This window comes from Streptomyces sp. 11x1 (assembly GCF_032598905.1).
Taxonomy (GTDB): domain Bacteria; phylum Actinomycetota; class Actinomycetes; order Streptomycetales; family Streptomycetaceae; genus Streptomyces.
In genome coordinates this window covers 3,096,275-3,123,084 of record NZ_CP122458.1, presented here as the reverse complement: position 1 = coordinate 3,123,084, position 26,810 = coordinate 3,096,275, and the positions used below count along the sequence as shown (strand labels likewise).

The window sequence follows — 26,810 nt, the reverse complement described above, 5'->3', positions numbered from 1 at the left end:
CAGCCGTCGAAAGACACAATCCTTGGCAGAAAGGGCGAATCCCTTGTTGAACCGGCGAAAGATCTGCGTGCTCGCTACGGCGGCGCTCACTGCGGCACTCGGCCTCGTGCCAGTCGGTACGGCTCAGGCGGCGGCCTGTCAATGGCAGAAGGCGGAGTGGGAACTGCCATCCACCACGACTAGCGGCACGCTGTACGCAAGCGACGGCGGCCGATACGGAGTCGGCGTCACCGGAACGCGGTCCACCACCTGGCCTCACGGCTACAAGGAGAAGCAGGGGACGCTGTGGGACAACGGAAAGGTCGTGTTGCGGCTGCCCGCGACCACGCCGTCGGACGTCAACGCGGCGGGCCTGATCGTGGGCAATGCCATCGTCAACGGCAAGTTCACAGGCGTGACGGTGAGCCGCACCGGGACGACGGCTGTGCTGCCGTCCAATCCGAACTGGGATGGCTCGTCAGCCCACGCGATCAACAACGCCGGTGACATCGCCGGGACCGCCTCAGTCGGCTTGAAGCAAATCCTGGTGGTGTGGCCGGCGAGCGCACCGGGAACCTACCGCGAACTGGCTGCCCCCGAGGCCAGCACCCTCATCCCCACCGACATCGACGAGCAAGGCAGGGTCGTCGGGTACACCGACTCGGAGGGCTTCGTCACGGACACCAACCGTCAGTGGCACACGCTCGCCGCGACAGGCTCCAACGGCAAGGGCACTCCGTGGGCGATCCGGGACGGGCGCGTTGTCGGCAGCATGGACAATGACACAAGTTACGCTGCGGCCGAATGGAATGCTCAGGGTTCACTGGTCCGGACCATCAGCAATGGCGCCATCTCGGCAAAGGCCATCGGTGGGAAGGGGGCCGTGGGCGGCCAAGCGTTCGTCAGCTCGACTCCACGGGCTGTCCTGTGGCGTGATGGCGTGGTCGCCGACTCGTTGTCCGGGGTCTCGGACTACTTCATACTCAAGGCGATCAGCACCGACGAAAAGACTCTCATCGGGGACGATGTCTCCCGACCCGTGCAGTACACCTGCTCTTGACGCCTGAGGTCGGCAGCCCTCGCCGAAGGGGGCTGCCGGTTCCCCGTCTGAAGGCCTCGACGAGACTGCATATCCAGGATTTGGGGTTCGGCAGGCGGTTCAAATAGCCAGCCTGGCTCCGGAATGTCCATCGAACTCTCCATGAAGGCCAATCAGGGTATCGGCGACCCCGAATATCCGATGCCCTGTTCGGCGCGTTTCAATTACTCCTTGACAGGGGAGGGTGGTAGGTGGCGGCACGGCCTCGGCACAGGCTCCTGGCATGTTTCGAACTGCGCCCAGCGTCCCAGGGGGTTGGCATCTTGATGGCGAGCTGATGGAGATGAGTCCTGCGTTCGCCGCCTTCCTCGATCTGGGGGAGTGGTCCGTCACGGCCGGTGTGGCGCCGGTGCCGGACGAAGTCAAAGAGCAGGCGGCTTCGAACACAGGGATGTTGACTGTCTCGGCGACAGGGTCGTGCAAGCCCTCGTCGTAACGGAGCAACCAGCGCATGATGACACCGGCGCCCCCGTCTGAGGCATTTCCTTGCGGCTGTTGGTACGCGACGATGAGGCTGTCTCGGCGACGCGGACAGGAGGGGCTGTGGGAGGTAGACAACCCGGGCGATCCGGTTCCTTGCCACCTGCGGCACCTGTCCCGGTGGCCAGCCGGTGGCCGGACGCCTTTGGACGACGTAATACGAGGTAGCACAGACCAATCAGCCGCACATGCTCTGATCAGGCACGACATCGCTCGGCGGCATCAGGCGTTATCCGGCAACACGATCCCTCACGGTCTCGTAATGCGTAGGTCTCGGGTTCGAATCCCGAAGGTGGCTCCATGGTGAACCGCAGGTCAAGCCTATGCGTCGCTTCCGTCTGCCGGCGTCGTTGAAGCGAGCCGGACCTCAATGCGCACATCGCCTGAAAGCAGTGGCACGAGTGTTCGTCTCGCGAGATCCGGAGGCGTTCAGCGGATCGAGGTGACGTATAGGTCTAGCTATAATAACTGCACCCATACATAGGAGCTGGTGCTGTGGACAAGCCCGCCGAGATGTTCGACCGTGTCTTCGAATGGGTCGAGCTGACTCGGTTCGCCACCCTGCCGGGCCCGCGGGCCACGCTGGGCGTGGTCTCCGGTCGCCGCCGACAGGGCAAGACCTTCCTGCTCGACGCCGTCGCTCGTGCCAGTGGCGGCTTCATGTTCACCGCCACCGAGACCACCGAGGCCGACGCCCTGCGTCAGTTCGGTGAGGCACTGGCCCGTTACCGCGGGCAGTCCACTCCGTTCCGTTTCGCGCACTGGGACGAGGCGGTCGCGGAACTCATGCGCATCGCCGACGCGGGCGGCCCCACCGTGGCGGTCATCGACGAGTTCCCCTTCCTCGCCAAGGCGTCTCCCTCCCTGCCTTCGATCATTCAGCGTGCTCTGGACCCTGCTGCCCAGCACACCAACACTCCCGTGCGCCTGCTGCTGTGCGGTTCCGCACTGTCGTTCATGGGCCGGTTGCTGTCCGGCAATGCTCCGCTGCGTGGCCGAGCCGGCCTCGAACTCGTGGTCCCGACCCTGGACTTCCGGCTCGCGGCCGAGTTCTGGCAGATCGACGACCCGCGCACCGCGCTGCTGACCAATGCCATCGTCGGCGGCACGCCCGCCTACCGCCGTGAGTTCACCCAGGGCGACACCCCGGCCGGGCCGGACGACTTCGACGACTGGGTCGTCCGAGCCGTCCTCAACCCGGCGCGTCCGCTCTTCCGAGAAGCCCGCTACCTTCTCGCCGAGGAGCCCGAACTTCACGACACCGCGTTGTACCACTCGGTACTGGCAGCCATCGCCGCCGGTAACGCCGCTCGTGGCGGCATCGCCGACTACCTGGGGCGCAAGTCCACCGACCTCGCCCACCCGCTGAGCGTTCTTCAGGACGTCGGCATGATCACCCACGAAGCCGATGCCTTTCGCCGCAATCGCTCCGCGTACCGCATCGCCGAACCGCTCGTCACCTTCTACCACGCGGTCATGCGCCCGGCCTGGGGCGATCTGGAACGCCCCGGGCGGGCGTCCGACGTATGGCGCCGGACCCGGGCCACCTTCCGCAGCAAAGTCGTCGGTCCGCACTTCGAGCAGGTCTGCCGGGAATGGGCCCGCTGGCATGCAGCACCCGAGACTCAGGGAGGACACGTCACACGCGTCGCCGGCGGAACTGTCAACGACCCGGCTGCCAGGACCAGTCACGAGGTCGACGTCGCAGTCCACGGCGAGAGCCAAGAGGGTCGACAGATGCTGCTCGCCATCGGCGAAGCGAAGTGGAGTGAGGTGATGGGAGCCGGCCACCTGGAACGCCTCCGGCACATCCGTTCCCTCCTGATCAAGAACGGCACGGCTACCGAGGCAACGAGGCTCTACTGCTTCAGCGGCACCGGCTTCACCGATGAGCTGAATCACCTGGCAAAGAGCGACCCCACGCTTCAACTGATCGACCTGCCCCGCCTCTACCACGGAGAGTGACTCCCGATCTGCAGCGCGGGGGACCGGCCGACCGCACCGGCCGGCGGACCCGCATGAGGAGTCCGGGCTATTCGGTGGTTGAACGGTCGCGTGTTGGGCGACGGGTTCCGGGCCGAGCCGCAACTGCCGGTGGTACTCCCTCCGGACGGTGAACTGCGGCTACTTGCTGAGGCGTCGACGAGACTGTGGCGCAGCTGCGGGGCCTTGAGTGTCGCGGGATCGAATACGACTCCGTCGTCGCTCTCAGTAGCGGCGATGGCCGCGATCCTGTGGATGATCTCGGTTTCTGTGCCTGGGAACGGCAGATCGCGGGCCGAGAGCAGGGCCTGACGTGGCTGTGCTGTCGTGAAGGTAGGGGACGGGCTGGCCAGTCGCTGCTCCAGGCGCGAGATCTTCGCAGCACACATGTATCGAATGGTGCCCCTCTGGCGAGGCCAGGGGATCGATTTGATACATCCCGATGGTGGGGCGGAGTTCCCCTTGTTGCCCATGTGTCACGAACCCGCAGGTCAGAAGCCAGTACCCTGGGATTTCCCAGGGACTTTCACGCCTGTCCGAGGGGCTTTCCAGGGGCTTTCCGCCGCGTAAGCAGGGAAGGCCCCGACAGCGCTGAAAGATACGAACGCGCTGGTCAGGGCCTCCTTCCTCAGCACTCGATGATGTTGACCGCCAAGCCCCCGCGCGCCGTCTCCTTGTACTTCACGCTCATGTCGGCGCCGGTCTCCTTCATCGTCTTGATGACCTTGTCGAGGGACACCTTGTGGGTGCCGTCGCCCCGCATCGCCATACGCGCGGCGGTGACGGCCTTCACCGCCGCCATGCCGTTGCGTTCGATGCAGGGGATCTGGACGAGGCCGCCGACGGGGTCGCAGGTGAGGCCGAGGTTGTGTTCCATGCCGATCTCGGCGGCGTTCTCGACCTGTTCGGGGGAGCCGCCCAGCACCTCCGCCAGCGCGCCCGCCGCCATGGAGCAGGCGGAGCCGACCTCGCCCTGGCAGCCGACCTCGGCGCCGGAGATGGAGGCGTTCTCCTTGAAGAGCATGCCGATGGCGCCGGCCGCGAGCAGGAAGCGCACGACGCCGTCCTCGTCCGCGCCGGGCACGAAGTTGATGTAGTAGTGGAGGACGGCGGGGATGATGCCGGCCGCACCGTTCGTCGGAGCCGTCACGACCCGGCCCCCGGCGGCGTTCTCCTCGTTCACGGCCATCGCGTAGAGCGTGATCCACTCCATGGCGCGGGCCGACGGGTCGCCCTCGGCGCGCAGTTGGCGGGCGGAGACGGCCGCACGGCGGCGGACCTTCAGACCGCCCGGAAGGATCCCCTCACGGGTCATGCCCCGGGAGACACAGGCCTGCATCACCCCCCAGATGTCCAAAAGCCCGGAGCGGATCTCCTCCTCCGTGCGCCAGGCCCGTTCGTTCTCCAGCATCAGCGCGGAGATGGACAGGCCCGTCTCCCCGGTCAGGCGCAGCAGTTCGTCGCCCGTGCGGAAGGGGTACTTCAGGACCGTGTCGTCGAGCTTGATCCGGTCCGCCCCGACGGCCTCCTCGTCGACGACGAAACCGCCGCCCACCGAGTAGTAGGTCTTGGACAGGAGTTCGGCGCCGTCGGCGCCGTGGGCCCAGATCGTCATGCCGTTGGCGTGGTAGGGCAGCGTCTCGCGCCGGTGCAGGACGAGGTCCTCGTCGAAGGCGAACGGGATCTCGTGGTCGCCGAGGAGACGGATGCGACCCGATGCCTTGATCGCCTCCACGCGGTCGTCGGCCGACTCGACGTCCACCGTGCGCGGTGAGGCGCCCTCCAGACCCAGCAGCACGGCCTTGGGGGTGCCGTGGCCGTGACCGGTCGCGCCCAACGAGCCGTACAGCTCGACGCGTACGGAGGCGACGCCCGCGAGCAGTTCCTCGTTGCGCAGCCGGCGGGCGAACATCCGGGCGGCCCGCATCGGGCCGACCGTGTGGGAGCTGGACGGGCCGATGCCGATCGAGAACAGGTCGAAGACCGAGATGGCCACGGTGACTCCTCAGAACGGGGGAGGGTTGTGCAGGGGGTGGGGCACCGCGCTCACTTCCCAGTGTGCGCGGTGCCCCGGAAAAGCGGGACTACGGGCCGGTGAAGCCCGGGTTACTTCCCCAGCCCCGGGTAGAGCGGGTGCTTGTCGGCGAGTGCCTTGACCCGGGTCTTGAGCGCCTCGGCGTCGTAGGCCGGCTTGAGCGCCTCGGCGATGACGTCGGCGACCTCGGTGAAGTCCTCGGCGGTGAAGCCGCGGGTGGCCAGCGCGGGCGTGCCGATGCGCAGGCCGGAGGTGACCATCGGCGGACGCGGGTCGTTGGGGACCGCGTTGCGGTTGACGGTGATGCCGACCTCGTGGAGGCGGTCCTCGGCCTGCTGCCCGTCCAGCTCGGAATGGCGCAGGTCGACCAGGATCAGATGCACGTCGGTGCCGCCGGAGAGCACGTCGACACCGGCCTCACGGGCGTCCGGGGCCGTCAGCCGCTCCGCCAGGATCCGCGCGCCCTCGACCGTGCGCCGCTGGCGCTCCTTGAACTCCTCCGACGCGGCGACCTTGAAGGACACCGCCTTCGCCGCGATGACGTGCTCCAGCGGGCCGCCCTGGAAACCGGGGAACACCGAGGAGTTCAGCTTCTTCGCGAACTCCTTCTTCGCCAGGATGATGCCGCCGCGCGGCCCGCCGAGCGTCTTGTGGGTCGTGGAGGTGACCACGTCGGCGTAGGGCACCGGGTTGGGGTGCAGCCCGGCCGCGACCAGACCCGCGAAGTGCGCCATGTCCACCCACAGACGGGCGCCGACCCCGTCGGCGATCCGGCGGAACTCCGCGAAGTCCAGCTGACGCGGGTACGCCGACCAGCCCGCGATGATCACCTTGGGCCGGTGCTCCTTGGCCAGGCGCTCCAGCTCCGCCATGTCGACCAGGCCGGTCGCGGTGTCCACGTGGTAGGCGACGACCTCGAACTGCTTGCCCGAGAAGTTCAGCCGCATGCCGTGGGTGAGGTGGCCGCCGTGCGCCAGGTCCAGCCCGAGGATGGTGTCGCCGGGCTGGGCGAGGGCGAACAGCGCGGCCTGGTTGGCGGAGGCGCCCGAGTGCGGCTGCACGTTGGCGTACTCGGCGCCGAACAGCTCCTTCACCCGGTCGATGGCGATCTGCTCGGCGACGTCGACATGCTCACAGCCGCCGTAGTAGCGGCGGCCCGGGTAGCCCTCGGCGTACTTGTTGGTCAGGACCGACCCCTGCGCCTCCATGACCGCCACCGGAGCGAAGTTCTCCGAGGCGATCATCTCCAGGGTGGACTGCTGACGGTGCAGCTCGGCGTCGACGGCGGCCGCGACGTCCGGGTCCAACTCGTGCAGGGGCGTGTTCAGAAGCGACATGCGTACGACCTCGTCTTCTCAGCCGGCGGTGTGGGCGACGTACTCGTCGGCGGAGAGCAGGTCGTCCGGCTCCTCCGCGACGCGCACCTTGAACAGCCACCCGCCCTCGAAGGGGGCGGTGTTCACCAGCGACGGGTCGCTCACGACGTCCTCGTTGATCTCGGTGATCTCACCGGAGACCGGCGAGTACAGGTCGCTGACCGACTTCGTGGACTCCAGTTCGCCACAGGTCTCGCCCGCGGTCACCGTGGAGCCCACCTCGGGGAGCTGGGCGTAGACGACATCGCCGAGCGCGTTCGCCGCGAACTCCGTGATGCCGACCGTCGAGACGCCGTCCTCGGCGACCGACAGCCACTCGTGCTCCTTGCTGTAGCGCAGCTGCTGGGGGTTGCTCATGGCCTGAATTCTCCTGTACGCGAGGGAGTGGTGATGAAGGGGGGACTGCTGAAACCGCTGTTGAGCAGCGCGAATGTGCCCAGTGTCACGCTCGGGCCGGGCCGCCGCGCGCCCAGTGTCTACTTCTGGCGCTTGTAGAAGGGCAGCGCCACGACCTCGTACGGCTCGTGGCTGCCCCGGATGTCCACGCCCACACCGGCCGTACCCGGCGCGGAGTGCGCGGCGTCGACGTACGCCATCGCGATCGGCTTGCCCAGCGTGGGGGAGGGGGCGCCCGAGGTGACCTCGCCGATCACCTGGCCGTCGGCGACGACCGGGTAGCCGGCGCGCGGCACCCGGCGGCCCTCGGCGACCAGCCCGACGAGGACGCGCGGCGGCTCGTGGTTGGCGTGCTCGGCGGCCTCGCGCAGGGCCGCGCGGCCCACGAAGTCGCCCTCCTTCTCGAACTTCACGACCCGCCCGAGCCCGGCGTCGAAGGGCGTCAGCGCGGTCGACAGCTCATGCCCGTACAGCGGCATGCCCGCCTCCAGCCGGAGCGTGTCCCGGCAGGACAGCCCGCACGGCACCAGGCCGACGCCCTCGCCCGCCTTCGTCAGCGCCTGCCACAGCTCGACCGCGTGCTCCGGCTTCACGAACAGCTCGAAGCCGTCCTCGCCGGTGTAGCCGGTGCGGGCGATCAGCGCGGGCACCCCGGCGACCGTGCCGGGCAGCCCCGCGTAGTACTTCAGGCCGTCGAGGTCGGCGTCGGTGAGGGAGGCCAGGATCCCGGGCGACTCGGGGCCCTGCACGGCCAGCAGCGCATAGGCGTCCCGGTCGTCGCGCACCTCGGCGTCGAAGCCGGCGGAACGCTCCACGAGCGCGTCCAGCACCACCTGGGCGTTGGAGGCGTTCGCGACGACCAGGTACTCGGTCTCGCCCAGCCGGTAGACGATCAGGTCGTCGAGGATGCCGCCGTCCTCGCGGCAGATCATGGTGTAGCGGGCACGGCCGACGCCGACGCTGCCGATGTTGCCCACGAGGGCGTGGTTCAGGAGAGTTGCGGCCTGCGGTCCGGTCACCGTGATCTCGCCCATGTGGGAGAGGTCGAAGAGGCCGGCCTTCGTGCGGACGGCGAGGTGCTCGTCCCGCTCGGAGCCGTAGCGCAGGGGCATGTCCCAGCCCGCGAAGTCGGTCATCGTCGCGCCGAGCGAGCGGTGCAGGGCGTCGAGCGCGGTACGGCGCGGTTCAGTGGTGGAGCTGCTGCTCATCGGATTCTGCTCCCAGTGCAAGACAGGCGACAGGCGAGGGAAAGTCCTCCCCATCTGTCATCGGAACCTGAGAGGTTCACCACGACCGTACGTACCGGTGGTCGTGACTTGCACCGTGGGTGGAGCCGGCCCCCCGTAAAGGAGAGGTGCGGCCCGCTTTTCAGATGTGCCTCGCCCGCGCGGTATCTGGGCCTGAGAGATTCAAGGGAGGTACTTGCTCCTTCGGCGCCCCAGCGATGGACTGCTGGGAGCTCTCCCGCGCGGATTCAAGCGGCCGGTATGCAGTTGGCGCGGACATCATTGCACGCATCGACGCGGGGCGGCAGGGGGAGCTTCGAGAGGTGGGGGACGACGGAGGGGAGCCGGGCACAGCGGTCCGTAGCACTCTTGTGGCCATACGAGGACTGAATCAGGAGGGATCGGGCATTACCTTTTCTTTACGGTCTGTGGGGATGGGACCTCCATACCCCGGGGAGGACGATCACGGTGAACAGGACCAGGGCGTACGCGACGACCTCGGGTGTCGCGATGCCCAAGCAGCCCATCGCACCGGCCGGTGCGGCCTGCGGCCCGTTCCCGAGGGCGGTCGTCCGCGACCTCCGGGGGCGGTCCGGGCGCAGTCCCCACGAGCTGTCCTTCGGGCCGGACGACCTGGTGGTCGTCACCGGGCTCCCCGGCAGCGGCAAGTCGACCCTGATGCGGCGGGCCGTGCCCGGCACTCGCATCGATTCCCAGGACACGCGCGACCGCTTCGACGACCGCTTCGCCCGCCATCTGCCGTACGCCGTCTACCGCCCCTTCGTGCGCCTCGCGCACTACGCCGGGCTGCGACGCGCCCTCCGCTCGGGGGAGGGCGTGGTCGTGCACGACTGCGGGGCACAGGCGTGGGTGCGCAACTGGCTCGCGCGCGAGGCCCGCCGCCGGGGCGGCACGCTGCACCTGCTGTTGCTCGACGTCACTCCCGGCGAGGCCCGGGACGGGCAGCGGGAGCGGGGCCGGGGCGTCTCCCGGTACGCGTTCGCCCGGCACCGGGGGGCGATGACCCGGCTGCTTCGGGCGGTGGAGAAGGGGAGACTGCCCAAGGGGTGCGGGGCGGCCGTCCTCATCGACCGGGCCGCCGCCGATGTCCTGAAGCGGATCGACTTCCCACGCTCCTGAGGGGCGCGCCCCCGCCCCGGGAGCAATTAAGGTGCAGGGACAACAGCATCACGGAGCAAAGCGGTAGGCAGCAGATGGACTTCCCGGCGGACTTTCCGGCACAGGCGTATCCCCATGGGCACGGCGGATGGCCCGGCAACGAGCTGGAGGAGGTGCTGTCCGCCTCGCTCGGGGTGCCCCAGGCAGGGGCGCGGATCGTGGAGGTGCTGGCCCGCAGCTTCGTGTGGGTGCCGCTGCCGGAGGGCGGCGGCCCGCAGAGCGGTCAGCTCGACCTGCCGACCATGGAGTTCGACGGGCAGGCGTACGTGCCGGTCTTCAGCTCCGAGGAACAGTTCCGGCAGGTCGTCGGCAACCACATGTCGTACACGATCGCCCCGGCCGTCGAGTTCGCGCGGGGTCTGCCCCCGCAGGTCGGACTCGCCCTCAACCCCGACGGAGTCGTGGGCATCCCGCTGCCGCCGCCCGCCGTGGCCGAGCTGTGCCGGGCCGGCCGGACCCCGCTGGACGGAACGGCGAGCGGTGCGCGGGTCCGCCTCTTCGAACCGGACTGGCAGGAGGATCCGGTGGACTTCCTGGCCGCGGCCTCCGCCGAGTTCGCCGGCACCGGAGTCGTCCTCTCCGCCCGCCGCTGCCTCGCCACCGTCGAGACCGCCGACCCCGTGATGTTCATCGGCGTCGAGCTGGTCTCCTGGGAGGCGGACCGCTCCCTCCCCCTCGCCGCCCTCGGCCGGGTCCTCACCAAGGCGCCCGTCCCCTGGCCGGTCAACATGGTCTTCCTGGACGTGGCCCAGGACCCGGTGGGCGACTGGCTCCGCGAAAAGGTACGCCCCTTCTACCAACAGGGCTACTGACCAGCGCGCCGAAGGGGCGCGGGGCTGTGCCCTATGCGGCTCCGCCGCGTGGGCGCGATCAACCCCGCACGACCCGCGGTCCGCAGGTCACCGCAACCCCCGAGCCCTGACCGGCTCAACCTGTCCACCACCTAAGCTGTTCCCAAAACCAAGGTCCAACACCGAAGGGCGGCCAACGTGAGCGGCAGCGGCAACGTCGAGCACATGCTGCGCCAGGTGACGCCGGGGCGTTACGACGCCTACGAGGCGCTGCTGCGTGCCCTCGCCACCCCGTCCTCCGGCCAGATCTGGATGCTGCTCTGGCACGGCCAGGCGGGCTCCCCGGACGCCCAGTACGGGAACATGGAAGTCGACGGGTTCAACTACGCCCCGTGTGTGACCTCCGCCCAGGAGCTCTCCGCCAGTGGCTGGAACCGCAGTTACGAGGTGGTCGACGGCCTCGACGTGGCCCGCACCCTCTACCCCGACCACTACGGCCTCTGGCTCAACCCGCACGCGCCGGGCGGCGGCGTCGGCATTCCCTGGCTCGACCTGCGCCGGATCGCGACCGGCCTGGAGCGGCAGCCCGCCGGCCCCCTCAGACTGTCCGAACCGGCCATCGAGATCCCGCAGTTCTACGCCCTGCTGACACAGAACGCCCACCGCACGCCCGCCGTGCGCTCGCTGCGCCGCGCCTGGGTGCAGCCCGCGCTCGGCGCGCCGTACCTGGCCATCGGCCTCGACGTGTACGACACCTCGCCGCCGGCCGTCGACTCGGTGCGGGCGATGATGCAGCAGTCCGTCGGCGCGGTCCCGGACGGGCTGCCCGTCTCCACCGTCGCCATGTCCGACGAGTACGACCCGGTCGCCATGTGGCTGCGCGCGGGCGCCCGCCCCTTCTACGACCGCGAGGCCCACGCCCCGGCCCCCGCCCAGGCCCCGGCCGCAGGGTACGGCTACCCGGGGCCGCCCTCGTACTGACGCCCCCGGCCTCCGCCGAGAGTGCGTGCTCTTCGCTCACGCACCGCTTCCCACAGCTGTGCTCTTCTGGTGTTCGCTGCGCGCTCCGGCGCCCCGACCGCCCTCACGGCTCGGGCGTGCGGGGCCGCCGGGGGAATCGTTCGAAACTCGACCGCACCCGCGAAGCGCCCACAAGTTTGCACAGGTGAAGGCCGGGGCGGTTTGTCGGGGTCCGGCGTGCACCCGTGGTGACGCGGATGCGCTCTCCGGTCTGTGAGACGCGGTCCTCTCCTTGACGCACTCTTCGCGCGTAGAGGGCCGCGGATGGCCATGGATTCCGGCGATTCACCCCATATGCCCCGACTGTCTCCCGTCCGGGAGGCGCTACCCCGTGTTCGGATAACGGAATCCCCGGCGCCGCATCACGGTTGTGCATACTTTCCCCGCCAGATCTGGCGGGTGATCGCGGAGACGTTGAAGACTCCCCCAGTCAGATGCGGGATCGACGGATCCCGTGATCGATGGAAAGTCGACAAAGCCGTAATCCGCGGCGGGTGAAGGCCGGTTACCACCGGCGAGGAGGGTCGGGTCACTGTGACCGCACCGATCGAGACCACTGGGGCGCAGACCGACGCTCAGCCCGAAGCCGTGCTGGAAGGTGTCGAGGCCGAGAAGATCGAGGGCCGTTCCCTCGGTCAGATCGCCTGGACCCGCTTCAAGCGCGACAAGGTGGCGGTCGCCGGCGGCATCATCGTCGTCCTGCTGATCCTGATCGCGGCCCTCTCCCGGCCCCTGCAGTCGCTGCTCGGCCTCGACCCCAACGCCTTCAACCAGGACCTGATCGACCCCAACACCTCCCTCCCCAAGGGTGACTTCGGCGGGATGAGCTGGGACCACCCGCTCGGTGTCGAGCCGAAGTTCGGCCGCGACATCCTCGCCCGCATCCTGGAGGGCTCCTGGGTCTCCCTGGTGGTGGCCTTCGGCGCGACGCTCCTGTCGAACGCCATCGGCGTGGTGCTGGGCCTGGTCGCCGGCTACTACGGCGGCCGGGTCGACACGATCGTGAGCCGGCTGATGGACACCTTCCTGGCGTTCCCGCTGCTGCTGTTCGCCATCGCCATCTCCGCGACGCTCCAGGGCGGCGCCTTCGGCCTCGAAGGACTGCCGCTGCACATCTCGGTGCTGATCTTCGTCATCGGTTTCTTCAACTGGCCGTACATGGGGCGCATCGTGCGCGGTCAGACCCTGGCGCTGCGCGAGCGGGAGTTCATCGACGCCTCGCGCGGGATGGGCGCCGGCGGCCCGTACGTCCTGTTCAAGGAACTGCTGCCCAACCTCGTCGCGCCGATCATCGTCTACTCGACCCTGCTGATCCCGACCAACATCATCTTCGAGGCGTCGCTCAGCTTCCTCGGGGTCGGGATCCAGCCGCCGCAGGCATCCTGGGGCGGCATGCTCAACCAGGCGGTCGACTTCTTCGAGGTCGACCCGCAATACATGATCGTTCCCGGCCTCGCGATCTTCATCACGGTGCTGGCCTTCAACCTTCTCGGTGACGGCCTCCGGGACGCCCTCGACCCCCGCAGCCGCTGACGTCTGCGGTCTGTCGTCCCACACAACTGTCCAACTACGAAGGGGAAACCGACCATCATGAGAAGGTCAGCAATGGCCGCGGTCGCGGTTGCGAGCGCCGCCGGACTGCTTCTGTCCGCCTGCAGCAAGGCGGATGACGGCACGGACGACGCCCCCAAGGGCGCCGGCGCCAACGCCGCGACCAAGGGTGTCGTGAACGAGTCGACGGAGAAGGGCGGCACGGTCACCTACGCCAGCACCGACACCCCCGAGTCCCTCGACCCGGGCAACATGTACTACGCGTACGGCTTCAACTTCAGCCGCCTCTACGCGCGTCCGTTGATGACGTTCAAGCCCGGCCCCGGCGAGAAGGGCAACGAGCTCGTCCCCGACCTGGCCGAGAGCGCGGGCACGCCCAGCGACGGCGGCAAGACCTGGACGTACAAGATCCGCCAGGGCGTCAAGTTCGAGGACGGCACCGTCGTCACCTCGAAGGACGTCAAGTACGCGGTCGAGCGCTCGAACTTCGCGCGCGACGTGCTCTCCTCCGGCCCCAACTACTTCCAGCAGCTGCTGGAAGGCGGGGACAAGTACAAGGGCCCGTACGAGGACAAGAACGAGGCGGGCATCTCGTCCCTCGAGACGCCGGACGACAACACCATCGTCTTCAAGCTCAACAAGCCCTTCGCCGACTTCGACTACCTGGCGAGCATGCCGCAGACGGCTCCGGTGCCGAAGGCCAAGGACACCGGCGTCGACTACACCAAGAAGGTCGTCTCCACCGGCTCGTACAAGTTCGAGAAGTACGACGAGGGCAAGCAGATAGTCCTCGTCCGCAACCCCGAGTGGGACGCCAAGACGGACCCGCTGCGCAAGCAGTACCCGGACAAGATCGTGGTGAACCTGAAGGTCAACAAGGCCACCATCGACAAGGACGTGATGGCCGGCGACACCATGATCGACATCCAGGGCACCGGTGTCGACGCCCAGACCCAGGCCCAGGTCCTCAAGGACAAGGACGAGCTGGCCAACACCGACAACGCGCTCGGCGGCCGTCTGGTCTACACGGCGATCAACACCAAGGTCGCGCCCTTCGACAACGTCGAGTGCCGCAAGGCCGTCCAGTACGCGATCGACAAGGTCGCCGTGCAGACCGCGATGGGCGGCCCGATCCGCGGCGACATCGCCTCCACCGTGCTGCCGACCGACGTCACGGGCTACGAGAAGGCCGACACGTACGCCACTCCGGACAACAAGGGTGACGTCACCAAGGCCAAGGAGCACCTGAAGGCCTGTGGCAAGGAAGGCGGCTTCAAGACCTCCATCTCCGCCCGCACCGACCGTCAGGGCGAGGTCGACGCGGCCACCGCGATCGTCGAGGCGCTGAAGAAGGTCGGCATCGAGGCCGACATCAAGCAGTACCCGTCGGGCAAGTACTTCTCGGACTACGCGGGCGTGCCCGCGTTCAACAAGAAGAACGACATCGGCCTGATCATGATGCAGTGGGGCGCCGACTGGCCGACCGGCTACGGCTTCCTGCAGCAGATCGTGCACGGCAAGGCCATCGGCGAGTCCGGTAACACCAACCTCTCCGAGCTGGACGACCCGGCGATCAACAAGCTGCTGGACGACGCGATCGGCAACACCGACGAGGCCGCCCGCACCGCCGCGTACACCGAGGTCGACAAGAAGGTCATGGAGCAGGCCGCCATCGTGCCGCTGACCTACTTCAAGGTCCTGCTGTACCGCTCGCCGTACGCCACCAACCTGGTGTCGTCCTCGGCCTTCAGCGGTCAGTACGACTACCTCAACATCGGTGCCAAGGAAAAGAAGTAGCCCCGGAAGGCAGGTGAAGGCATTGGCGCCCGCGGGTGAGCACACCCGCGGGCGCCGGCGCCGGTCCTCGTGATCTCGTACATCATCCGCCGGACGATCGCGGCGGTGATCCTGCTGCTCGTCGTCACCGCGGTCACCTTCGGCATCTTCTTCATCCTGCCGAAGCTCGCCGGGCAGACGGTCGACCAGCTGGCACAGCAGTACATCGGCAAGAACCCCACGCCCGAGGACATCGCGGCGGTCAAGCGGAACCTGGGTCTGGACCTGCCGGTCTACGAGCAGTACTGGAACTTCATCAAGGGCATCGTCTCCGGTGCCACGTACGACCTCGGTCCCACCACGGTCCGCTGCGACGCGCCCTGCTTCGGCTACTCCTTCAAGGACCACCTGGAGGTCTGGCCGCAGCTCACCAGCCGCCTTCCGGTGACCATCTCGCTCGCCTCCGGCGCCGCCGTGCTGTGGTTGCTCGGTGGCATCACGGCCGGTGTCATCTCGGCCCTGAAGCCAGGGTCGATCTTCGACCGGGCCGCGATGGGCGTGGCGCTCGCGGGCGTCTCCCTGCCGATGTTCTTCACCGGACAGCTGGCCCTGCTGCTGTTCAGCTACAACCTGGAGATCTTCGGCAGGACGTACGTCCCCTTCACCGAGAACCCCTCGCAGTGGGCCAACACCCTCTTCCTGCCGTGGTGTTCGCTGGCGCTCCTCTACTCGGCCATCTACGCCCGGCTCACCCGCTCGGGCATGCTGGAGACGATGAACGAGGACTTCATCCGCACCGCGCGGGCCAAGGGCCTGCGCGAGCGCAAGGTGGTCGTCAAGCACGGTCTGAGGGCCGCGCTGACCCCGCTGGTGACCGTCTTCGGCATGGACGTCGGTCTGCTCCTCGGCGGTGCCCTGATCACCGAGAGCGTGTTCTCTCTGCACGGCATTGGTGAGTACGCGGTCCAGTCGATCAGCGCCAACGACCTGCCCCCGATCCTCGGGGTGACCCTGCTCGCGGCGTTCTTCGTCGTCTTCATGAACCTTGTGGTGGACCTGCTGTACGCCACGATCGACCCGCGGGTGAGGCTCTCGTGACCGAACTGTCCAAGACCGGGGCCGCCGTCGGCGAGCCCGCACGCGCCGGGGACGCCCCCGAGGCGTTCCTCGAAGTGCGTGACCTCAAGGTGCACTTCCCCACCGACGACGGTGTGGTCAAGTCCGTCGACGGTCTCTCCTTCCAGCTGGAGAAGGGCAAGACCCTCGGCATCGTGGGCGAGTCCGGCTCCGGCAAGTCGGTCACCTCGCTGGCGATCATGGGCCTGCACCGGCTCGGCGCGCGCGGCAAGAACGTGCGGATGTCCGGTGAGATCTGGCTCGACGGCAAGGAACTCGTCGGGGCGAGCCCCGACGAGGTGCGCCGGCTGCGCGGCCGCGAGATGGCGATGATCTTCCAGGACCCGCTGTCCGCGATGCACCCGTACTACAAGGTCGGCAGCCAGATCGTGGAGGCGTACCGCGTTCACCACGACGTCAGCAAGAAGGTCGCCCGCAAGCGCGCCATCGAACTCCTCGACCGCGTCGGCATCCCGGAGCCCCACAAGCGGGTCGACGGCTACCCGCACGAGTTCTCCGGCGGTATGCGCCAGCGCGCCATGATCGCCATGGCCCTGGTCAACAACCCGGAACTGCTGATCGCCGACGAGCCCACCACCGCGCTCGACGTGACCGTCCAGGCACAGATCCTCGACCTGATCCGGGATCTGCAGAAGGAGTTCGGCTCCGCGGTCATCATCATCACGCACGATCTCGGCGTGGTCGCCGAGATCGCCGACGACATCCTCGTGATGTACGGCGGCCGTTGCGTGGAGCGCGGCCCGGTCGACGACATCTTCCACCAGCCCCAGCACCCCTACACCTGGGGCCTGCTCGGCTCGATGCCGCGCATCGACCGCGCGCAGACCGACCGGCTCATCCCGGTCAAGGGCCAGCCGCCGAGCCTCATCAACGTCCCCTCGGGCTGTGCCTTCAACCCGCGCTGCCCCTACGCGGACGTTCCCAAGGACAACGTCACCCGCACCGAGCGCCCCGAGCTGCGCGAGGTCGGCGGCCGCCACTTCACCGCCTGCCACCTGTCGCAGGAGGACCGTACGCGGATCTGGACCGAAGAGATTGCGCCGAAGCTGTGAGCGAGACTGAGACCCGGGCCGCCGTGCCGGCCCCGCGCGCCGACGCCGACGAGAAACCGCTGCTCAGGGTCGAGGGCCTGGTCAAGCACTTCCCCATCAAGAAGGGCCTGCTCCAGCGGCAGGTCGGGGCGGTCAAGGCCGTCGACGGCATCGACTTCGAGGTCCGCCGGGGCGAGACCCTCGGCGTCGTCGGCGAATCCGGCTGCGGCAAGTCGACCATGGGCCGGCTCATCACCCGTCTGCTCGAACCCTCCGGCGGGAAGATCGAGTTCGACGGCACGGACATCACGCACCTGAACACGGCCGGCATGCGCCCGCTGCGCCGCGACGTGCAGATGATCTTCCAGGACCCGTACGGCTCGCTGAACCCCCGGCACACCATCGGCACCATCGTCTCGGCGCCCTTCAAGCTCCAGGGCGTGGAGCCCGAGGGCGGGGTGAAGAAGGAGGTCCAGCGCCTCCTGGAGCTGGTGGGACTGAGCCCCGAGCACTACAACCGCTACCCGCACGAGTTCTCCGGCGGTCAGCGCCAGCGCATCGGCATCGCCCGCGCGCTCGCCCTGAAGCCCCGGATGGTCGTGGCGGACGAGCCGGTCTCCGCGCTCGACGTCTCGATCCAGGCCCAGGTCGTCAACCTCATGGACGACCTCCAGGACGAGCTCGGCCTGACGTACGTGATCATCGCGCACGACCTCTCCGTCGTCCGGCACGTCTCCGACCGCATCGCGGTGATGTACCTCGGCAAGATCGTCGAGCTGGCCGACCGGGACTCGCTGTACGCGGCGCCGATGCACCCGTACACCAAGGCGCTGCTGTCGGCCGTGCCGATCCCGGACCCGTCGCGCCGGGGCACCAAGAGCGAGCGCATCCTGCTCAAGGGCGACGTGCCCTCGCCGATCGCGCCGCCGAGCGGCTGCCGCTTCCACACCCGGTGCTGGAAGGCGACACAGGTCTGCAAGACCACCGAGCCGCCGCTCGCCGAGCTGAAGCCCGGTCAGCGGGTCGCCTGCCACCACCCGGAGAACTTCGAGGACCAGCAGCCGCAGGACGTCGTCCTGCTGACGGCCGCGAAGGAGGCGGGCGAGCTGGTACCGGACACGGTGAAGCAGACGGAGACGCCGGAGGAGCCTGAGGCGTCGGAGGCACCGGCGGACCCGGAAGAGCCCGCGGCGTCCGAGGAGCCCGGCAAAGACTGACGCCAGACGGTGTGCGCCTTGCATTGCAAGGTGCACACCTGTTTGCGGGGCAGAATGTACGGGTGTCCCCATACCCGCTCGACCTGATCGGCATCTTCGTCTTCGCCATCTCCGGCGCACTGCTGGCCGTCCGCAAGAACTTCGACATCTTCGGCATCGCCGTCCTCGCCGAGGTCACCGCGCTCGGCGGCGGGCTGTTCCGCGACCTGATCATCGGCGCCGTACCGCCGGCCGCCTTCACCGACCTCGGCTACTTCCTCACCCCGCTGCTCGCCGCCCTCCTCGTCTTCTTCCTCCATCCGCACGTGGAGCGCATCCAGACCGGCGTGAACGTCTTCGACGCGGCCGGACTCGGCCTCTTCTGCGTCGCGGGCACGACGAAGGCGTACGACTACGGCCTCGGCCTGACCGCCTCCGCCGCCCTCGGCCTCGCCACGGCCGTCGGTGGCGGTGTGCTGCGGGACGTCCTCGCCAACGAGGTGCCCTCCCTGCTGCGCTGGGACCGCGACCTGTACGCCGTGCCCGCGATGGTCGGCGCCGCGACGGTGGTCCTGTGCATCCAGCTCGATGCCCTCACCCCGCTCACCTCCGCCCTCGCCGCGATCGCGGCGTTCGTGCTGCGCCTGCTGGCGATGCGCTACCACTGGCGGGCCCCGAGGGCGTGGAACCGGCGGTCGTCGGCCGTGGAGGGGGAGGCGTAAGGGCCGAGGCGTAAGGGCCGGGGCCACCCCACGGCATAAAGCTACCGCTTAGTAATGAGCTGTTGTACGGTTCATCCATGCCCGAAGCAGCTTCCGTACAGGCCACCGTCGGCGACAGCGAGTTCGACCGGGACACCGCGGTCACCCGGCGGGTCCCCGGCGTCTACGACATCGACCTCTCCGCCGGCTGGACGATCATCGGCGCCGTCAACGGCGGCTATCTCCTGGCCGTCCTCGGTCGCGCCCTCGCCGACGCGCTCCCGCACGACGACCCGTTCACGATCTCCGCGTACTACCTGACCGCGTCCCAGCCCGGCCCCGCGGTCGTCCGCACGGACGTCGTCCGCACCGGCCGGACCCTGTCGACCGGCCAGGCCTCCCTCTTCCAGTACGACGACGAGGGCCGCGAGATCGAGCGGATACGCGTCCTCGCCTCCTACGGGGACCTGGACTCCCTCCCGGACGACGTCCGGACGACGGCGAAGCCGCCCGCGATCCCGCCGATCGAGCAGTGCTTCGGCCCGCAGGACGCTCCCGGCCCCGTCCCCGGCGGCTCCGCCATCGCCGACAGGCTGTTCCTGAAGCTCGACCCGGCGACGCTGGGCTGGGCCCTGGGCGCACCCTCCGGCAAGGGTGAGATGCGGTCCTGGTTCGGGCTCGCCGACGGCCGTGACGCCGACCCGTTCTCCCTGCTCCTCGCGGTGGACGCGCTGCCACCGACCGCCTTCGAGATGGGTCTGAAGGGCTGGGTGCCGACGGTCGAGCTGACCGCGCACATTCGGTGCCGCCCGGCGCCGGGACCGCTCCGGGTCGCCATCACCACCCGCAATCTCGCCGGGGGCTTCCTGGAGGAGGACGCCGAGGTCTGGGACAGCGCGGACCGACTGGTCGCCCAGTCACGGCAGTTGGCGAGGGCCAGGCTGTCGGACTGAGTCGCCGGTCTCCGGGCGCTGGGCCGAGGACCGTTGGTGACCGCTCTGCCCTTCGCACAGGGTCGGCACAGCGCGAACCCAAGCGAGGCCCAAGCTGCCTTGATTCGATGCCGCTCACGAACTCCCCCGTCGGTCTTGGAGTTGTCTCTCATGAAGCGTGCACGTCTCGGCCCCGCCGTCGCCCTGCTGGCGGCCGCACCTCTCTTCCTGGTGGCCTGCGGCTCCAGTGACTCGGCGTCGTCCACCTCGATCAAAGGCAACTCGGGCGCGCGGCAGAGCTGTCAGCCGCCCTCGGGTGCCCTCTCGGGCACACCTTCCGGCGCTCCTTCGGCCAACGGGCAGGCGTCCGGTGCCCCTTCGGGCCCACCCTCCGGTCAGTCGTCGGGCGCGCCCAGCGGTGCGCCGGGCGGTGGCGGCCAGAACGGCGGCCCCGGTGGCGGTGGCGGCTGCGGTGGTCCGGGCGGCGATCAGGGCCAGGGCGGTCAGGCGCCGAGCGGGGCGCCGAGCGGGGCGCCGAGCGGGGCGCCGAGCGGGGCGCCGAGCGGGGCGCCGAGCGGCGTACTGAGCCAGCAGGCCTCGGCGTCGGTGTCCGAGGGCAGCTGACCGGTCGAGTGCGGAAGGCGGAGGGCGCGCCCCGAACGCGGGGCGCGCCCTCCCTCGCGCGTGCGCGGAGGTCTGTCAGTCCAGCCAGTGGTGACAGCCGATGCTGATCAGCCGCATCCGTCGGCCCGCCAGCCGGGTCACCCGCAGGCGCTCCTCCTCCGGCTGGCCCCGGGCCTCCAGGAACAGTGAGGCGGTCATCAGCATCTGGTCGACGTACAGGCCCGCGAGCATCAGCCGGTCGTCGTCCGTCCACCCCGCGGTCTCCGGCCGCTTGGCCAGCTCGCCGCGCACCTCCTCGGCGAACCGGGTCAGTTGGCCCTGGATGGCGTCCCGCACCGGCTGGACCCCGCTGTGCCGTTCGCGAGCGATGAACCGGACGTGTGCGGGGTACCCGTCGACATGGCGGGCGATCAGCTCCACGGCGCGCTCGACGAGTTCGTCACTGTCGCCCACCGCCGACATCAGGTCCGCGAGCACGGGGTGCAGACTGCCGAGCACCTCCTCGACCAGCGCGACACCGAGGTCCGCGGTCGACCGGAAGTGCCGGTAGAACGCGGTGGGGGCGACGCCCACGGCGCGGGTGACCTCGCGAAGTCCCAGGCTGCTGAGGCTCTGCTCCTCCAGCAGGGCCAGCGCGGCGTCCATGAGCGCCCGCCGGGTCTTCTGCTTCTGCGCCTGCCGGACGCCGAAAGTGTGACTCATGCCATGCAGTTAACAACTGTTCTCCGTAATCGCAAAGCCGGGCAGCGCGCTAGACTTGGAAGTCAGTGAACAATTGTAACTACAACCGTTCACCCAACTGTAACGAGAGGCGTTCCCACGATGTTGTTCCTCGTCGCCGCACTTCTTCTGCTGGGTGTCGTCCTGGGCACCGTGGCTCATGTGCCGCCGACCGTCTCGACCGTGCTGGCCGTCGGTATCGCCCTCTGGCTGGCGATCTTCGCGTACCGCGAGCGCCACGCCCGCCGCAGCCGCGGCACGCACTGACCGTCCGCCGCGACGGCCACCGCCACAGCGGCAGCCACCGCCACCGTCGAACGACCGTCCGCCGAGAACCCGTTGGGAGCAGATCGACCATGCAGCTCACCGCCGCACGTCAGCAGACCGGAACCACCACGTCCCGTCCCCGGGGCCGGGACGCCGACGGCATGGCCGTCGCCTCCTTCGTCCTCGGCCTGCTGGGCCTCCTCGTGCTCAACCTCTTCCTCGGCCCCATCGCGATCGTCCTCGCGGCGGTGGCCCTCAAGCGCGGCACGACACGACGGGGCCGCGCCTTCCTGGGCCTCGGCCTGGGCGTCGCCGACCTGATCGTCCTCGCCACCCTGATGCAGACGACGAACACCGTCTCCTGGAGCATCTGACGGTCGAGGGCCGAGAGCGCGGCCGGGAGCACCAGGTGCTCTTACGGCCAAGTCCGGGCCGCACCGCTGAGGCCACCCGAACACGGCCCCGTAGAATCGGCTCACCATGGCTTACCTCGACCACGCGGCGACCACCCCGATGCTCCCCGAGGCGGCAGAGGCCCTGACCGCCCAGCTGAGCGTCACCGGCAACGCCTCCTCGCTGCACGCCTCAGGCCGCCGAGCGCGGCGCACCGTCGAGGAGGCCCGCGAGACCCTCGCCGAGGCCCTCGGGGCCCGGCCCAGCGAGGTGGTCCTCACCTCCGGCGGCACCGAGGCCGACAACCTCGCCGTGAAGGGGCTCTACTGGTCCCGCCGCGACGCCGACCCGGCCCGCACCCGGGTCCTGGCCAGTCCCGTCGAACACCACGCGGTCCTCGACGCCGTCCACTGGCTCGGCGACCACGAGGGCGCCACCGTCGAGTACCTCCCGGTCGACCCGTACGGCCGGGTCCACCCCGAAGCCCTCCGCGAGGCCGTCGCCCGCAACCCCGACGACGTCGCCCTGGCCACCGTCATGTGGGCCAACAACGAGATCGGCACGATCATGCCGGTCCGCGAACTCGCCGACGTGGCCGCGGAGTTCGACGTCCCGCTGCATGCCGACGCGGTCCAGGCGTTCGGTCAGGTTCCGGTCGACTTCGAGGCCTCAGGGCTCGCCGCGATGACCGTCTCCGGTCACAAGATCGGCGGCCCGTACGGCATCGGCGCGCTGCTGCTGGGCCGCGAGTACAGCCCCGTACCCGTGCTGCACGGCGGCGGCCAGGAGCGCCATGTCCGCTCCGGCACCCTCGACGTCCCGGCCGTCGCCTCCTTCGCGGTCGCCGGCCGACTGGCCGCCGAGCAGCGCGAGTGGTTCGCCCGGGAGATCGGCACCCTGCGCGACGCCCTCGTCGAGGCGGTCCGTACGGCGGTGCCGGACGCCGTGCTGGGCGGTGACCCGTCCCCCGCGGGACGCCTTCCGGCCAACGCGCACTTCACGTTCCCCGGCTGCGAGGGCGACTCCCTGCTGCTGCTGCTCGACGCCCAGGGCATCGAGTGCTCCACGGGGTCCGCCTGCACGGCCGGCGTCGCCCAGCCCAGCCATGTCCTCCTCGCCACCGGCACCGACCCCGAGCTGGCCCGCGGCACCCTCCGCTTCTCCCTCGGCCACACCTCCACGGAGGCGGACGTCGAGGCGGTCGCGAAGGCGATCGGCCCCGTGGTGGAACGCGCCCGCACCGCGGGCCTGAGCTGAGCCGATCAGGACCCGGAACCGGGTGCGGGCCCGTCGAGGGTCAGGCCGGCGTCGACGCCCCGGCCTTCGCCGCCGCGCGCACCAGCTTCATGTAGCGGTCCCAGTCCCATCCCTCGCCCGGGTCCGTGTGGTCCGTCCCCGGGACCTCGACATGGCCGAGGATGTGCTCGCGGTCGAGCGGGATGTCGTACCGGGCGCAGATCCGGGCCGTCAGCCGTGCGGAGGCCTCGTACATCTCGTCGGTGAAGTCCTCGGGCTTCTCGACGAAACCCTCGTGCTCGATGCCGACACTGCGCTCGTTGTAGTCGCGGTTGCCCGCGTGGTACGCCACGTCCAGTTCGCGGATCATCTGGGCGACATGACCGTCCTTGCGGACGATGTAGTGCGCCGCCGCGCCGTGCGCCGGGTCCTGGAAGACCTTCACCGCGCTGTCGAAGCTGCCCTGGGTGACATGGATGATCACCATGTCTATGCCGAAGTCGTCCGGCCGGTCCGCCAGTCGCCAGTTCGCGTCCGACGCCGCCACCCACTTCGCACCCGTGTAGTCGACCTCGCCGTCCTTGCGCGGCTTCGCGACCCCCGGCACCCGCCACCACGCGCGCGTCAGCTCGTCCCGCGCCACCACGGCCGTACCGACGGCGGCCACGGCCGTGCCGATGAGCAGCGCGCGGCGGCCGACGCGGCGATCCGCGTCCCCGCCGCCGGAGGCGCTCGCTCCGCCGCTGCCGGAACCGTTCGTCGAAGCCCTTCTCGTTCCCACGAGACCGTCAACGGATACTCGCGGGCTCCGGTTCCCGGAGCCCCGTACCCTGGAAGGGTTATGACTGAGATCTCGCAGCGCCCCCGCCCCCTCCGTGTCCTCGCCGCCATGTCCGGCGGGGTCGACTCCGCCGTGGCCGCCGCCCGCGCGGCGGAAGCCGGGCACGACGTGACGGGCGTCCATCTGGCGCTCTCCGCGAACCCGCAGTCCTTCCGGACCGGCGCGCGCGGCTGTTGCACGATCGAGGACTCCCGGGACGCGCGCCGCGCCGCGGACGTCATCGGCATCCCCTTCTACGTCTGGGACCTCGCCGAGCGCTTCCGTGAGGACGTCGTCGAGGACTTCATCGCCGAGTACGAGGCCGGGCGCACCCCGAACCCCTGCCTGCGCTGCAACGAGAAGATCAAGTTCGCGGCCCTGCTCGACAAGGCCCTCGCCCTGGGCTTCGACGCCGTCTGCACGGGCCACTACGCCCAGGTGATCGTGCGGGAGGACGGCACGCGGGAGCTGCACCGCGCCTCCGACATGGCCAAGGACCAGTCCTACGTCCTCGGTGTGCTCGACGACCGGCAGCTCGCCCACGCTCTGTTTCCCCTCGGCGACACGGTGACGACGAAGGACGAGATCCGCGCGGAGGCCGAGCGCAGGGGACTGGCGGTCGCCAAGAAGCCCGACTCCCACGACATCTGCTTCATCGCCGACGGCGACACCCAGGGCTTCCTCGCCCACCGGCTGGGCCGCTCCGAGGGCGACATCCTCGACGAGTCCGGCAACGTCCTGGGCACCCACGAGGGCGCCTACGGCTACACCATCGGCCAGCGCAAGGGCCTGCGCATCGGTACGCCCGCCCCCGACGGCAAGCCGCGCTACGTCCTCGACATCTCCCCGGTGGACAACACGGTGACGGTCGGCCCGGCCGCCGCCCTCGACGTCGACGCCCTGACCGCGATCCGCCCCCGCTGGTGCGGTGCGGCCCCCACCGGCCCCGGGGCCTACACGGCCCAGCTGCGCGCCCACGGCGGCGAGACCGAGGTCCGCGCGGAGCTGGTCGACGACGAGCTCCAGGTCCGCTTCACCGAGCCGGTCCGGGGCGTGGCCCCCGGTCAGGCGATCGTCCTGTACGACGGCACGCGTGTGGTGGGGTCGGCGACGATCGCGTCGACCACGCGCGCGCGGGCGGGCGTGGTGTAGCTCCACGGCCACGATCGTCCCCCTCCGGGTAGCCGTCCGCGCGTGCGCGGCGCAGGCTGCTTGGTGGGCTCGTCGAGCCCAGCCGGAGGCCCTGACGGGCCGCAGGGGGGGGGGACGTAGGAGGCCGTGATGACAGCCATAGATCCGTCCGGGCAGCCGGGAAACCCGTCCGAGCGGCCCGAAAACCCCTCCGGGGGGCCCGAAAACCCCTCCGGTCGGTCCGGGAACCCCTCTAGGCAGGCCGGGAACCCGTCCGAGCAGTCAGGGAACCCGGCCGAGCGGCCCGGGAGAGCGTCCGGGCAGGCCGTGGACCCGTTCGGGAGGGGTTCCGGACGCGGGCGTCAGTTCAGGAACCGGCGGAGTCTCACCCACCGCGTCCGCTACGCGCTGCGTCACCCCCGGCGCGTGCCCGCGCACGCCCGGCGGGTCGCGCGGGACACCTGGCTTCAGCTCAAGCACCGCGACCACATCTCCTACTACCGGGCCGTCATGGCCGCCGACACGGCGCGCAGCCCGGAGGCCGCCGTCGGGCACAACCCGTCGGTCGAGAAGTGGGAACGCATGGGCCGGATGCAGTTCGAGTACCTCCTGCGGCACGGCCTGGAGCCACGGCACCGGATGCTGGAGATCGGCTGCGGGAACCTGCGGGCCGGGCGGCTGTTCATCGACCACCTGGACACCGGCAACTACTACGGCATCGACATCTCGCCGGCCATCCTCATGGAGGCGCAGCGCACCCTCGCCCGAGAGGGTCTGCAGGCCAAACTCCCGCATCTGGCGCTCGTCGCCGACCTCACCTTCTCCTTCCTGCCCGCCGGGCACTTCGACGTCGTCCACGCGCACAGCGTGTTCTCCCACTCGCCGCCGCACGTCATCGAGCAGTGCCTCGCCCACGTGGGCCGCGTCCTCGCCCCGAGCGGCTTCTTCGACTTCACCTTCGGCCGCACCGAGGGCGCCGAACACCAGGTGCTGCACGAGGACTTCTACTACCGGACCGAGACCCTCGTCGAACTCGCCCGCACATACGGCCTGTCCGCCCGCCTGATGGACGACTGGGAGGACCTGCCGCACCGCCAGTCGAAGATCCGCGTGACGGTGGCGGAGGAGCCCGGTGGACCGGCGGACCCCGGTGTCGGTGCCGCCCCCTAACGTGGACGCATGAACATCTGTGTCTTCCTCTCCGCCGCCGACCTCGCCGACCGCTACACGGGCCCCGCGAAGGACTTCGCCAAGCTGATCGGCAAGGGCGGACACACCCTGGTGTGGGGCGGTTCGGACGTCGGGCTGATGAAGGTGGTCGCCGACGGTGTGCAGGAGGCGGGCGGCAGACTGCTGGGCGTCTCCGTCGAGTTCCTGTCGGCGAAGGCACGGCCCGGCACCGACGAGATGGTGGTCGCCAGGGACCTGGCCGAGCGCAAGCGCCTGCTGCTGGAGAAGGCCGACGCGGTCGTCATCATGGTCGGCGGCACCGGCACGCTCGACGAGGCGACCGAGATCCTGGAGCTGAAGAAGCACGGCCACACCGAGATGCCGGTGGTCCTGCTGAACACCGCCGGTTTCTACGACGGGTTGAAGGAGCAGTTCCGGCGCATGGAGGACGAGGGCTTCCTGCCCCGCCCGCTCACCGACCTGGTCTTCTTCGCGGAGGAGCCGGTGGGGGCGATGGCGTATCTGGAGGAGAGCCGGGGCGTCGCCTGAGGCCGTGCGAGC

The 26,810-nt window shown here is 69.6% G+C and carries 25 protein-coding genes and 1 riboswitch; of the genes, 19 read left to right on the top strand and 6 right to left on the bottom strand.

Annotated features, from left to right (window positions below):
- The first annotated feature begins 22 nt into the window (after positions 1 to 22).
- Together P8T65_RS13515 and P8T65_RS13510 are read left to right on the top strand one after the other, a co-directional pair.
- A complete protein-coding gene (locus P8T65_RS13515) occupies positions 23 to 1,039 on the top strand; it encodes a hypothetical protein (RefSeq protein WP_316725664.1) in 1,017 nt (338 codons plus the stop codon).
- A gap of 1,032 nt (positions 1,040 to 2,071) precedes the next feature.
- Entirely contained in the window at positions 2,072 to 3,523 is a 1,452-nt protein-coding gene (locus P8T65_RS13510) for an ATP-binding protein (RefSeq protein WP_316731576.1), read from the top strand.
- A gap of 646 nt (positions 3,524 to 4,169) precedes the next feature.
- Here the strand turns inward: P8T65_RS13510 and P8T65_RS13505 are convergent.
- The 4 genes from P8T65_RS13505 to gcvT form a co-directional block, all read right to left on the bottom strand.
- Positions 4,170 to 5,537 carry an L-serine ammonia-lyase gene (locus P8T65_RS13505; RefSeq protein ID WP_316725663.1) on the bottom strand — a complete coding sequence of 456 codons (1,368 nt, stop codon included), beginning with the start codon at positions 5,535 to 5,537 and terminating at the stop codon, positions 4,170 to 4,172.
- A gap of 110 nt (positions 5,538 to 5,647) precedes the next feature.
- Positions 5,648 to 6,913, bottom strand: coding sequence for a serine hydroxymethyltransferase (gene glyA / locus P8T65_RS13500; RefSeq protein WP_316725662.1), 1,266 nt, complete (start codon positions 6,911 to 6,913; stop codon positions 5,648 to 5,650).
- Positions 6,914 to 6,931: 18 nt separating this feature from the next.
- Positions 6,932 to 7,309, bottom strand: a complete 378-nt coding sequence (gene gcvH, locus P8T65_RS13495; RefSeq protein ID WP_045562486.1) for a glycine cleavage system protein GcvH — start codon at positions 7,307 to 7,309, stop codon at positions 6,932 to 6,934.
- Positions 7,310 to 7,428: 119 nt separating this feature from the next.
- On the bottom strand, positions 7,429 to 8,556 hold the full coding sequence (gene gcvT, locus P8T65_RS13490; RefSeq protein ID WP_316725661.1) for a glycine cleavage system aminomethyltransferase GcvT: 1,128 nt from the start codon (positions 8,554 to 8,556) through the stop codon (positions 7,429 to 7,431).
- Between the two features lie 170 nt (positions 8,557 to 8,726).
- Positions 8,727 to 8,825, bottom strand: a riboswitch (glycine riboswitch).
- Between the two features lie 211 nt (positions 8,826 to 9,036).
- Here gcvT and P8T65_RS13485 point away from each other — a divergent pair.
- The 11 genes from P8T65_RS13485 to P8T65_RS13435 all read left to right on the top strand — a co-directional run bounded on the left by P8T65_RS13485 (position 9,037) and on the right by P8T65_RS13435 (position 20,512).
- Positions 9,037 to 9,714: an AAA family ATPase gene (locus P8T65_RS13485; RefSeq protein ID WP_316731575.1), complete on the top strand. Its 678-nt coding sequence runs from the start codon at positions 9,037 to 9,039 to the stop codon at positions 9,712 to 9,714.
- A gap of 74 nt (positions 9,715 to 9,788) precedes the next feature.
- A complete protein-coding gene (locus P8T65_RS13480; protein ID WP_316725660.1) occupies positions 9,789 to 10,565 on the top strand; it encodes an enhanced serine sensitivity protein SseB in 777 nt (258 codons plus the stop codon).
- Between the two features lie 204 nt (positions 10,566 to 10,769).
- Positions 10,770 to 11,525: an enhanced serine sensitivity protein SseB C-terminal domain-containing protein gene (locus P8T65_RS13475; RefSeq protein ID WP_184903718.1), complete on the top strand. Its 756-nt coding sequence runs from the start codon at positions 10,770 to 10,772 to the stop codon at positions 11,523 to 11,525.
- Between the two features lie 573 nt (positions 11,526 to 12,098).
- A complete protein-coding gene (locus P8T65_RS13470; RefSeq protein ID WP_316725659.1) occupies positions 12,099 to 13,097 on the top strand; it encodes an ABC transporter permease in 999 nt (332 codons plus the stop codon).
- 57 nt (positions 13,098 to 13,154) lie between these two features.
- Entirely contained in the window at positions 13,155 to 14,912 is a 1,758-nt protein-coding gene (locus P8T65_RS13465; RefSeq protein WP_316725658.1) for an ABC transporter substrate-binding protein, read from the top strand.
- A gap of 69 nt (positions 14,913 to 14,981) precedes the next feature.
- Complete coding sequence (locus tag P8T65_RS13460; RefSeq protein WP_316725657.1) at positions 14,982 to 15,989, top strand: ABC transporter permease; 1,008 nt, start codon at positions 14,982 to 14,984, stop codon at positions 15,987 to 15,989.
- On the top strand, positions 15,986 to 17,080 hold the full coding sequence (locus P8T65_RS13455; RefSeq protein WP_316725656.1) for an ABC transporter ATP-binding protein: 1,095 nt from the start codon (positions 15,986 to 15,988) through the stop codon (positions 17,078 to 17,080). Before P8T65_RS13460 ends, P8T65_RS13455 begins: the two co-directional genes overlap by 4 nt.
- A 23-nt stretch (positions 17,081 to 17,103) precedes the next feature.
- The gene (locus P8T65_RS13450; protein ID WP_399103070.1) at positions 17,104 to 18,276 is read left to right on the top strand and encodes an ABC transporter ATP-binding protein; all 1,173 of its coding nucleotides are present in this window, start codon (positions 17,104 to 17,106) and stop codon (positions 18,274 to 18,276) included.
- Positions 18,277 to 18,338: 62 nt separating this feature from the next.
- Positions 18,339 to 18,977 carry a trimeric intracellular cation channel family protein gene (locus P8T65_RS13445; protein WP_316725654.1) on the top strand — a complete coding sequence of 213 codons (639 nt, stop codon included), beginning with the start codon at positions 18,339 to 18,341 and terminating at the stop codon, positions 18,975 to 18,977.
- Positions 18,978 to 19,054: 77 nt separating this feature from the next.
- On the top strand, positions 19,055 to 19,909 hold the full coding sequence (locus P8T65_RS13440) for a thioesterase family protein (protein ID WP_230220596.1): 855 nt from the start codon (positions 19,055 to 19,057) through the stop codon (positions 19,907 to 19,909).
- A 150-nt stretch (positions 19,910 to 20,059) separates the two neighbouring features.
- Positions 20,060 to 20,512 carry a hypothetical protein gene (locus P8T65_RS13435; RefSeq protein WP_316725653.1) on the top strand — a complete coding sequence of 151 codons (453 nt, stop codon included), beginning with the start codon at positions 20,060 to 20,062 and terminating at the stop codon, positions 20,510 to 20,512.
- A 75-nt stretch (positions 20,513 to 20,587) separates the two neighbouring features.
- On the opposite strand, the gene P8T65_RS13430 is transcribed toward P8T65_RS13435, so the two are convergent.
- Positions 20,588 to 21,214 carry a TetR family transcriptional regulator gene (locus P8T65_RS13430; protein ID WP_316725652.1) on the bottom strand — a complete coding sequence of 209 codons (627 nt, stop codon included), beginning with the start codon at positions 21,212 to 21,214 and terminating at the stop codon, positions 20,588 to 20,590.
- 120 nt (positions 21,215 to 21,334) lie between these two features.
- Here P8T65_RS13430 and P8T65_RS13425 point away from each other — a divergent pair, with 120 nt between their 5' ends.
- The 3 genes from P8T65_RS13425 to P8T65_RS13415 all read left to right on the top strand — a co-directional run bounded on the left by P8T65_RS13425 (position 21,335) and on the right by P8T65_RS13415 (position 23,149).
- Positions 21,335 to 21,499: a hypothetical protein gene (locus P8T65_RS13425; RefSeq protein ID WP_316725651.1), complete on the top strand. Its 165-nt coding sequence runs from the start codon at positions 21,335 to 21,337 to the stop codon at positions 21,497 to 21,499.
- Positions 21,500 to 21,588: 89 nt separating this feature from the next.
- Positions 21,589 to 21,873, top strand: a complete 285-nt coding sequence (locus P8T65_RS13420; protein ID WP_316725650.1) for a DUF4190 domain-containing protein — start codon at positions 21,589 to 21,591, stop codon at positions 21,871 to 21,873.
- A 106-nt stretch (positions 21,874 to 21,979) separates the two neighbouring features.
- On the top strand, positions 21,980 to 23,149 hold the full coding sequence (locus P8T65_RS13415; protein ID WP_316725649.1) for a cysteine desulfurase family protein: 1,170 nt from the start codon (positions 21,980 to 21,982) through the stop codon (positions 23,147 to 23,149).
- Positions 23,150 to 23,189: 40 nt separating this feature from the next.
- Here the strand turns inward: P8T65_RS13415 and P8T65_RS13410 are convergent, their stop codons facing one another.
- Complete coding sequence (locus P8T65_RS13410; RefSeq protein WP_316725648.1) at positions 23,190 to 23,909, bottom strand: peptidoglycan recognition family protein; 720 nt, start codon at positions 23,907 to 23,909, stop codon at positions 23,190 to 23,192.
- Positions 23,910 to 23,969: 60 nt separating this feature from the next.
- On the opposite strand from P8T65_RS13410, the gene mnmA reads away from it, so the two are divergent.
- The 3 genes from mnmA to P8T65_RS13395 all read left to right on the top strand — a co-directional run bounded on the left by mnmA (position 23,970) and on the right by P8T65_RS13395 (position 26,798).
- Positions 23,970 to 25,100: a tRNA 2-thiouridine(34) synthase MnmA gene (gene mnmA, locus P8T65_RS13405; protein ID WP_316725647.1), complete on the top strand. Its 1,131-nt coding sequence runs from the start codon at positions 23,970 to 23,972 to the stop codon at positions 25,098 to 25,100.
- Positions 25,101 to 25,505: 405 nt separating this feature from the next.
- Positions 25,506 to 26,249 (top strand): class I SAM-dependent methyltransferase, encoded by a 744-nt coding sequence (locus P8T65_RS13400; RefSeq protein ID WP_316725646.1) that lies wholly within the window; start codon positions 25,506 to 25,508, stop codon positions 26,247 to 26,249.
- A gap of 9 nt (positions 26,250 to 26,258) precedes the next feature.
- Positions 26,259 to 26,798, top strand: a complete 540-nt coding sequence (locus P8T65_RS13395; RefSeq protein WP_217185295.1) for a TIGR00730 family Rossman fold protein — start codon at positions 26,259 to 26,261, stop codon at positions 26,796 to 26,798.
- The last annotated feature ends 12 nt before the right edge of the window (positions 26,799 to 26,810 follow it).

Excerpts from the sequence above, each read along its gene's own strand:
- P8T65_RS13510 (WP_316731576.1), top strand. The coding sequence starts at position 2,072 with ATGTTCGACCGTGTCTTCGAATGGGTCGAGCTGACTCGGTTCGCCACC.
- glyA (WP_316725662.1), bottom strand. The coding sequence starts at position 6,913 with ATGTCGCTTCTGAACACGCCCCTGCACGAGTTGGACCCGGACGTCGCG.
- gcvH (WP_045562486.1), bottom strand. The coding sequence starts at position 7,309 with ATGAGCAACCCCCAGCAGCTGCGCTACAGCAAGGAGCACGAGTGGCTG.
- gcvT (WP_316725661.1), bottom strand. The coding sequence starts at position 8,556 with ATGAGCAGCAGCTCCACCACTGAACCGCGCCGTACCGCGCTCGACGCC.
- P8T65_RS13480 (WP_316725660.1), top strand. The coding sequence starts at position 9,789 with ATGGACTTCCCGGCGGACTTTCCGGCACAGGCGTATCCCCATGGGCAC.
- P8T65_RS13475 (WP_184903718.1), top strand. The coding sequence starts at position 10,770 with ATGCTGCGCCAGGTGACGCCGGGGCGTTACGACGCCTACGAGGCGCTG.
- P8T65_RS13465 (WP_316725658.1), top strand. The coding sequence starts at position 13,155 with ATGAGAAGGTCAGCAATGGCCGCGGTCGCGGTTGCGAGCGCCGCCGGA.
- P8T65_RS13440 (WP_230220596.1), top strand. The coding sequence starts at position 19,055 with ATGCCCGAAGCAGCTTCCGTACAGGCCACCGTCGGCGACAGCGAGTTC.
- P8T65_RS13435 (WP_316725653.1), top strand. The coding sequence starts at position 20,060 with ATGAAGCGTGCACGTCTCGGCCCCGCCGTCGCCCTGCTGGCGGCCGCA.
- P8T65_RS13430 (WP_316725652.1), bottom strand. The coding sequence starts at position 21,214 with ATGAGTCACACTTTCGGCGTCCGGCAGGCGCAGAAGCAGAAGACCCGG.
- P8T65_RS13425 (WP_316725651.1), top strand. The coding sequence starts at position 21,335 with ATGTTGTTCCTCGTCGCCGCACTTCTTCTGCTGGGTGTCGTCCTGGGC.
- P8T65_RS13420 (WP_316725650.1), top strand. The coding sequence starts at position 21,589 with ATGCAGCTCACCGCCGCACGTCAGCAGACCGGAACCACCACGTCCCGT.
- P8T65_RS13415 (WP_316725649.1), top strand. The coding sequence starts at position 21,980 with ATGGCTTACCTCGACCACGCGGCGACCACCCCGATGCTCCCCGAGGCG.
- mnmA (WP_316725647.1), top strand. The coding sequence starts at position 23,970 with ATGACTGAGATCTCGCAGCGCCCCCGCCCCCTCCGTGTCCTCGCCGCC.
- P8T65_RS13395 (WP_217185295.1), top strand. The coding sequence starts at position 26,259 with ATGAACATCTGTGTCTTCCTCTCCGCCGCCGACCTCGCCGACCGCTAC.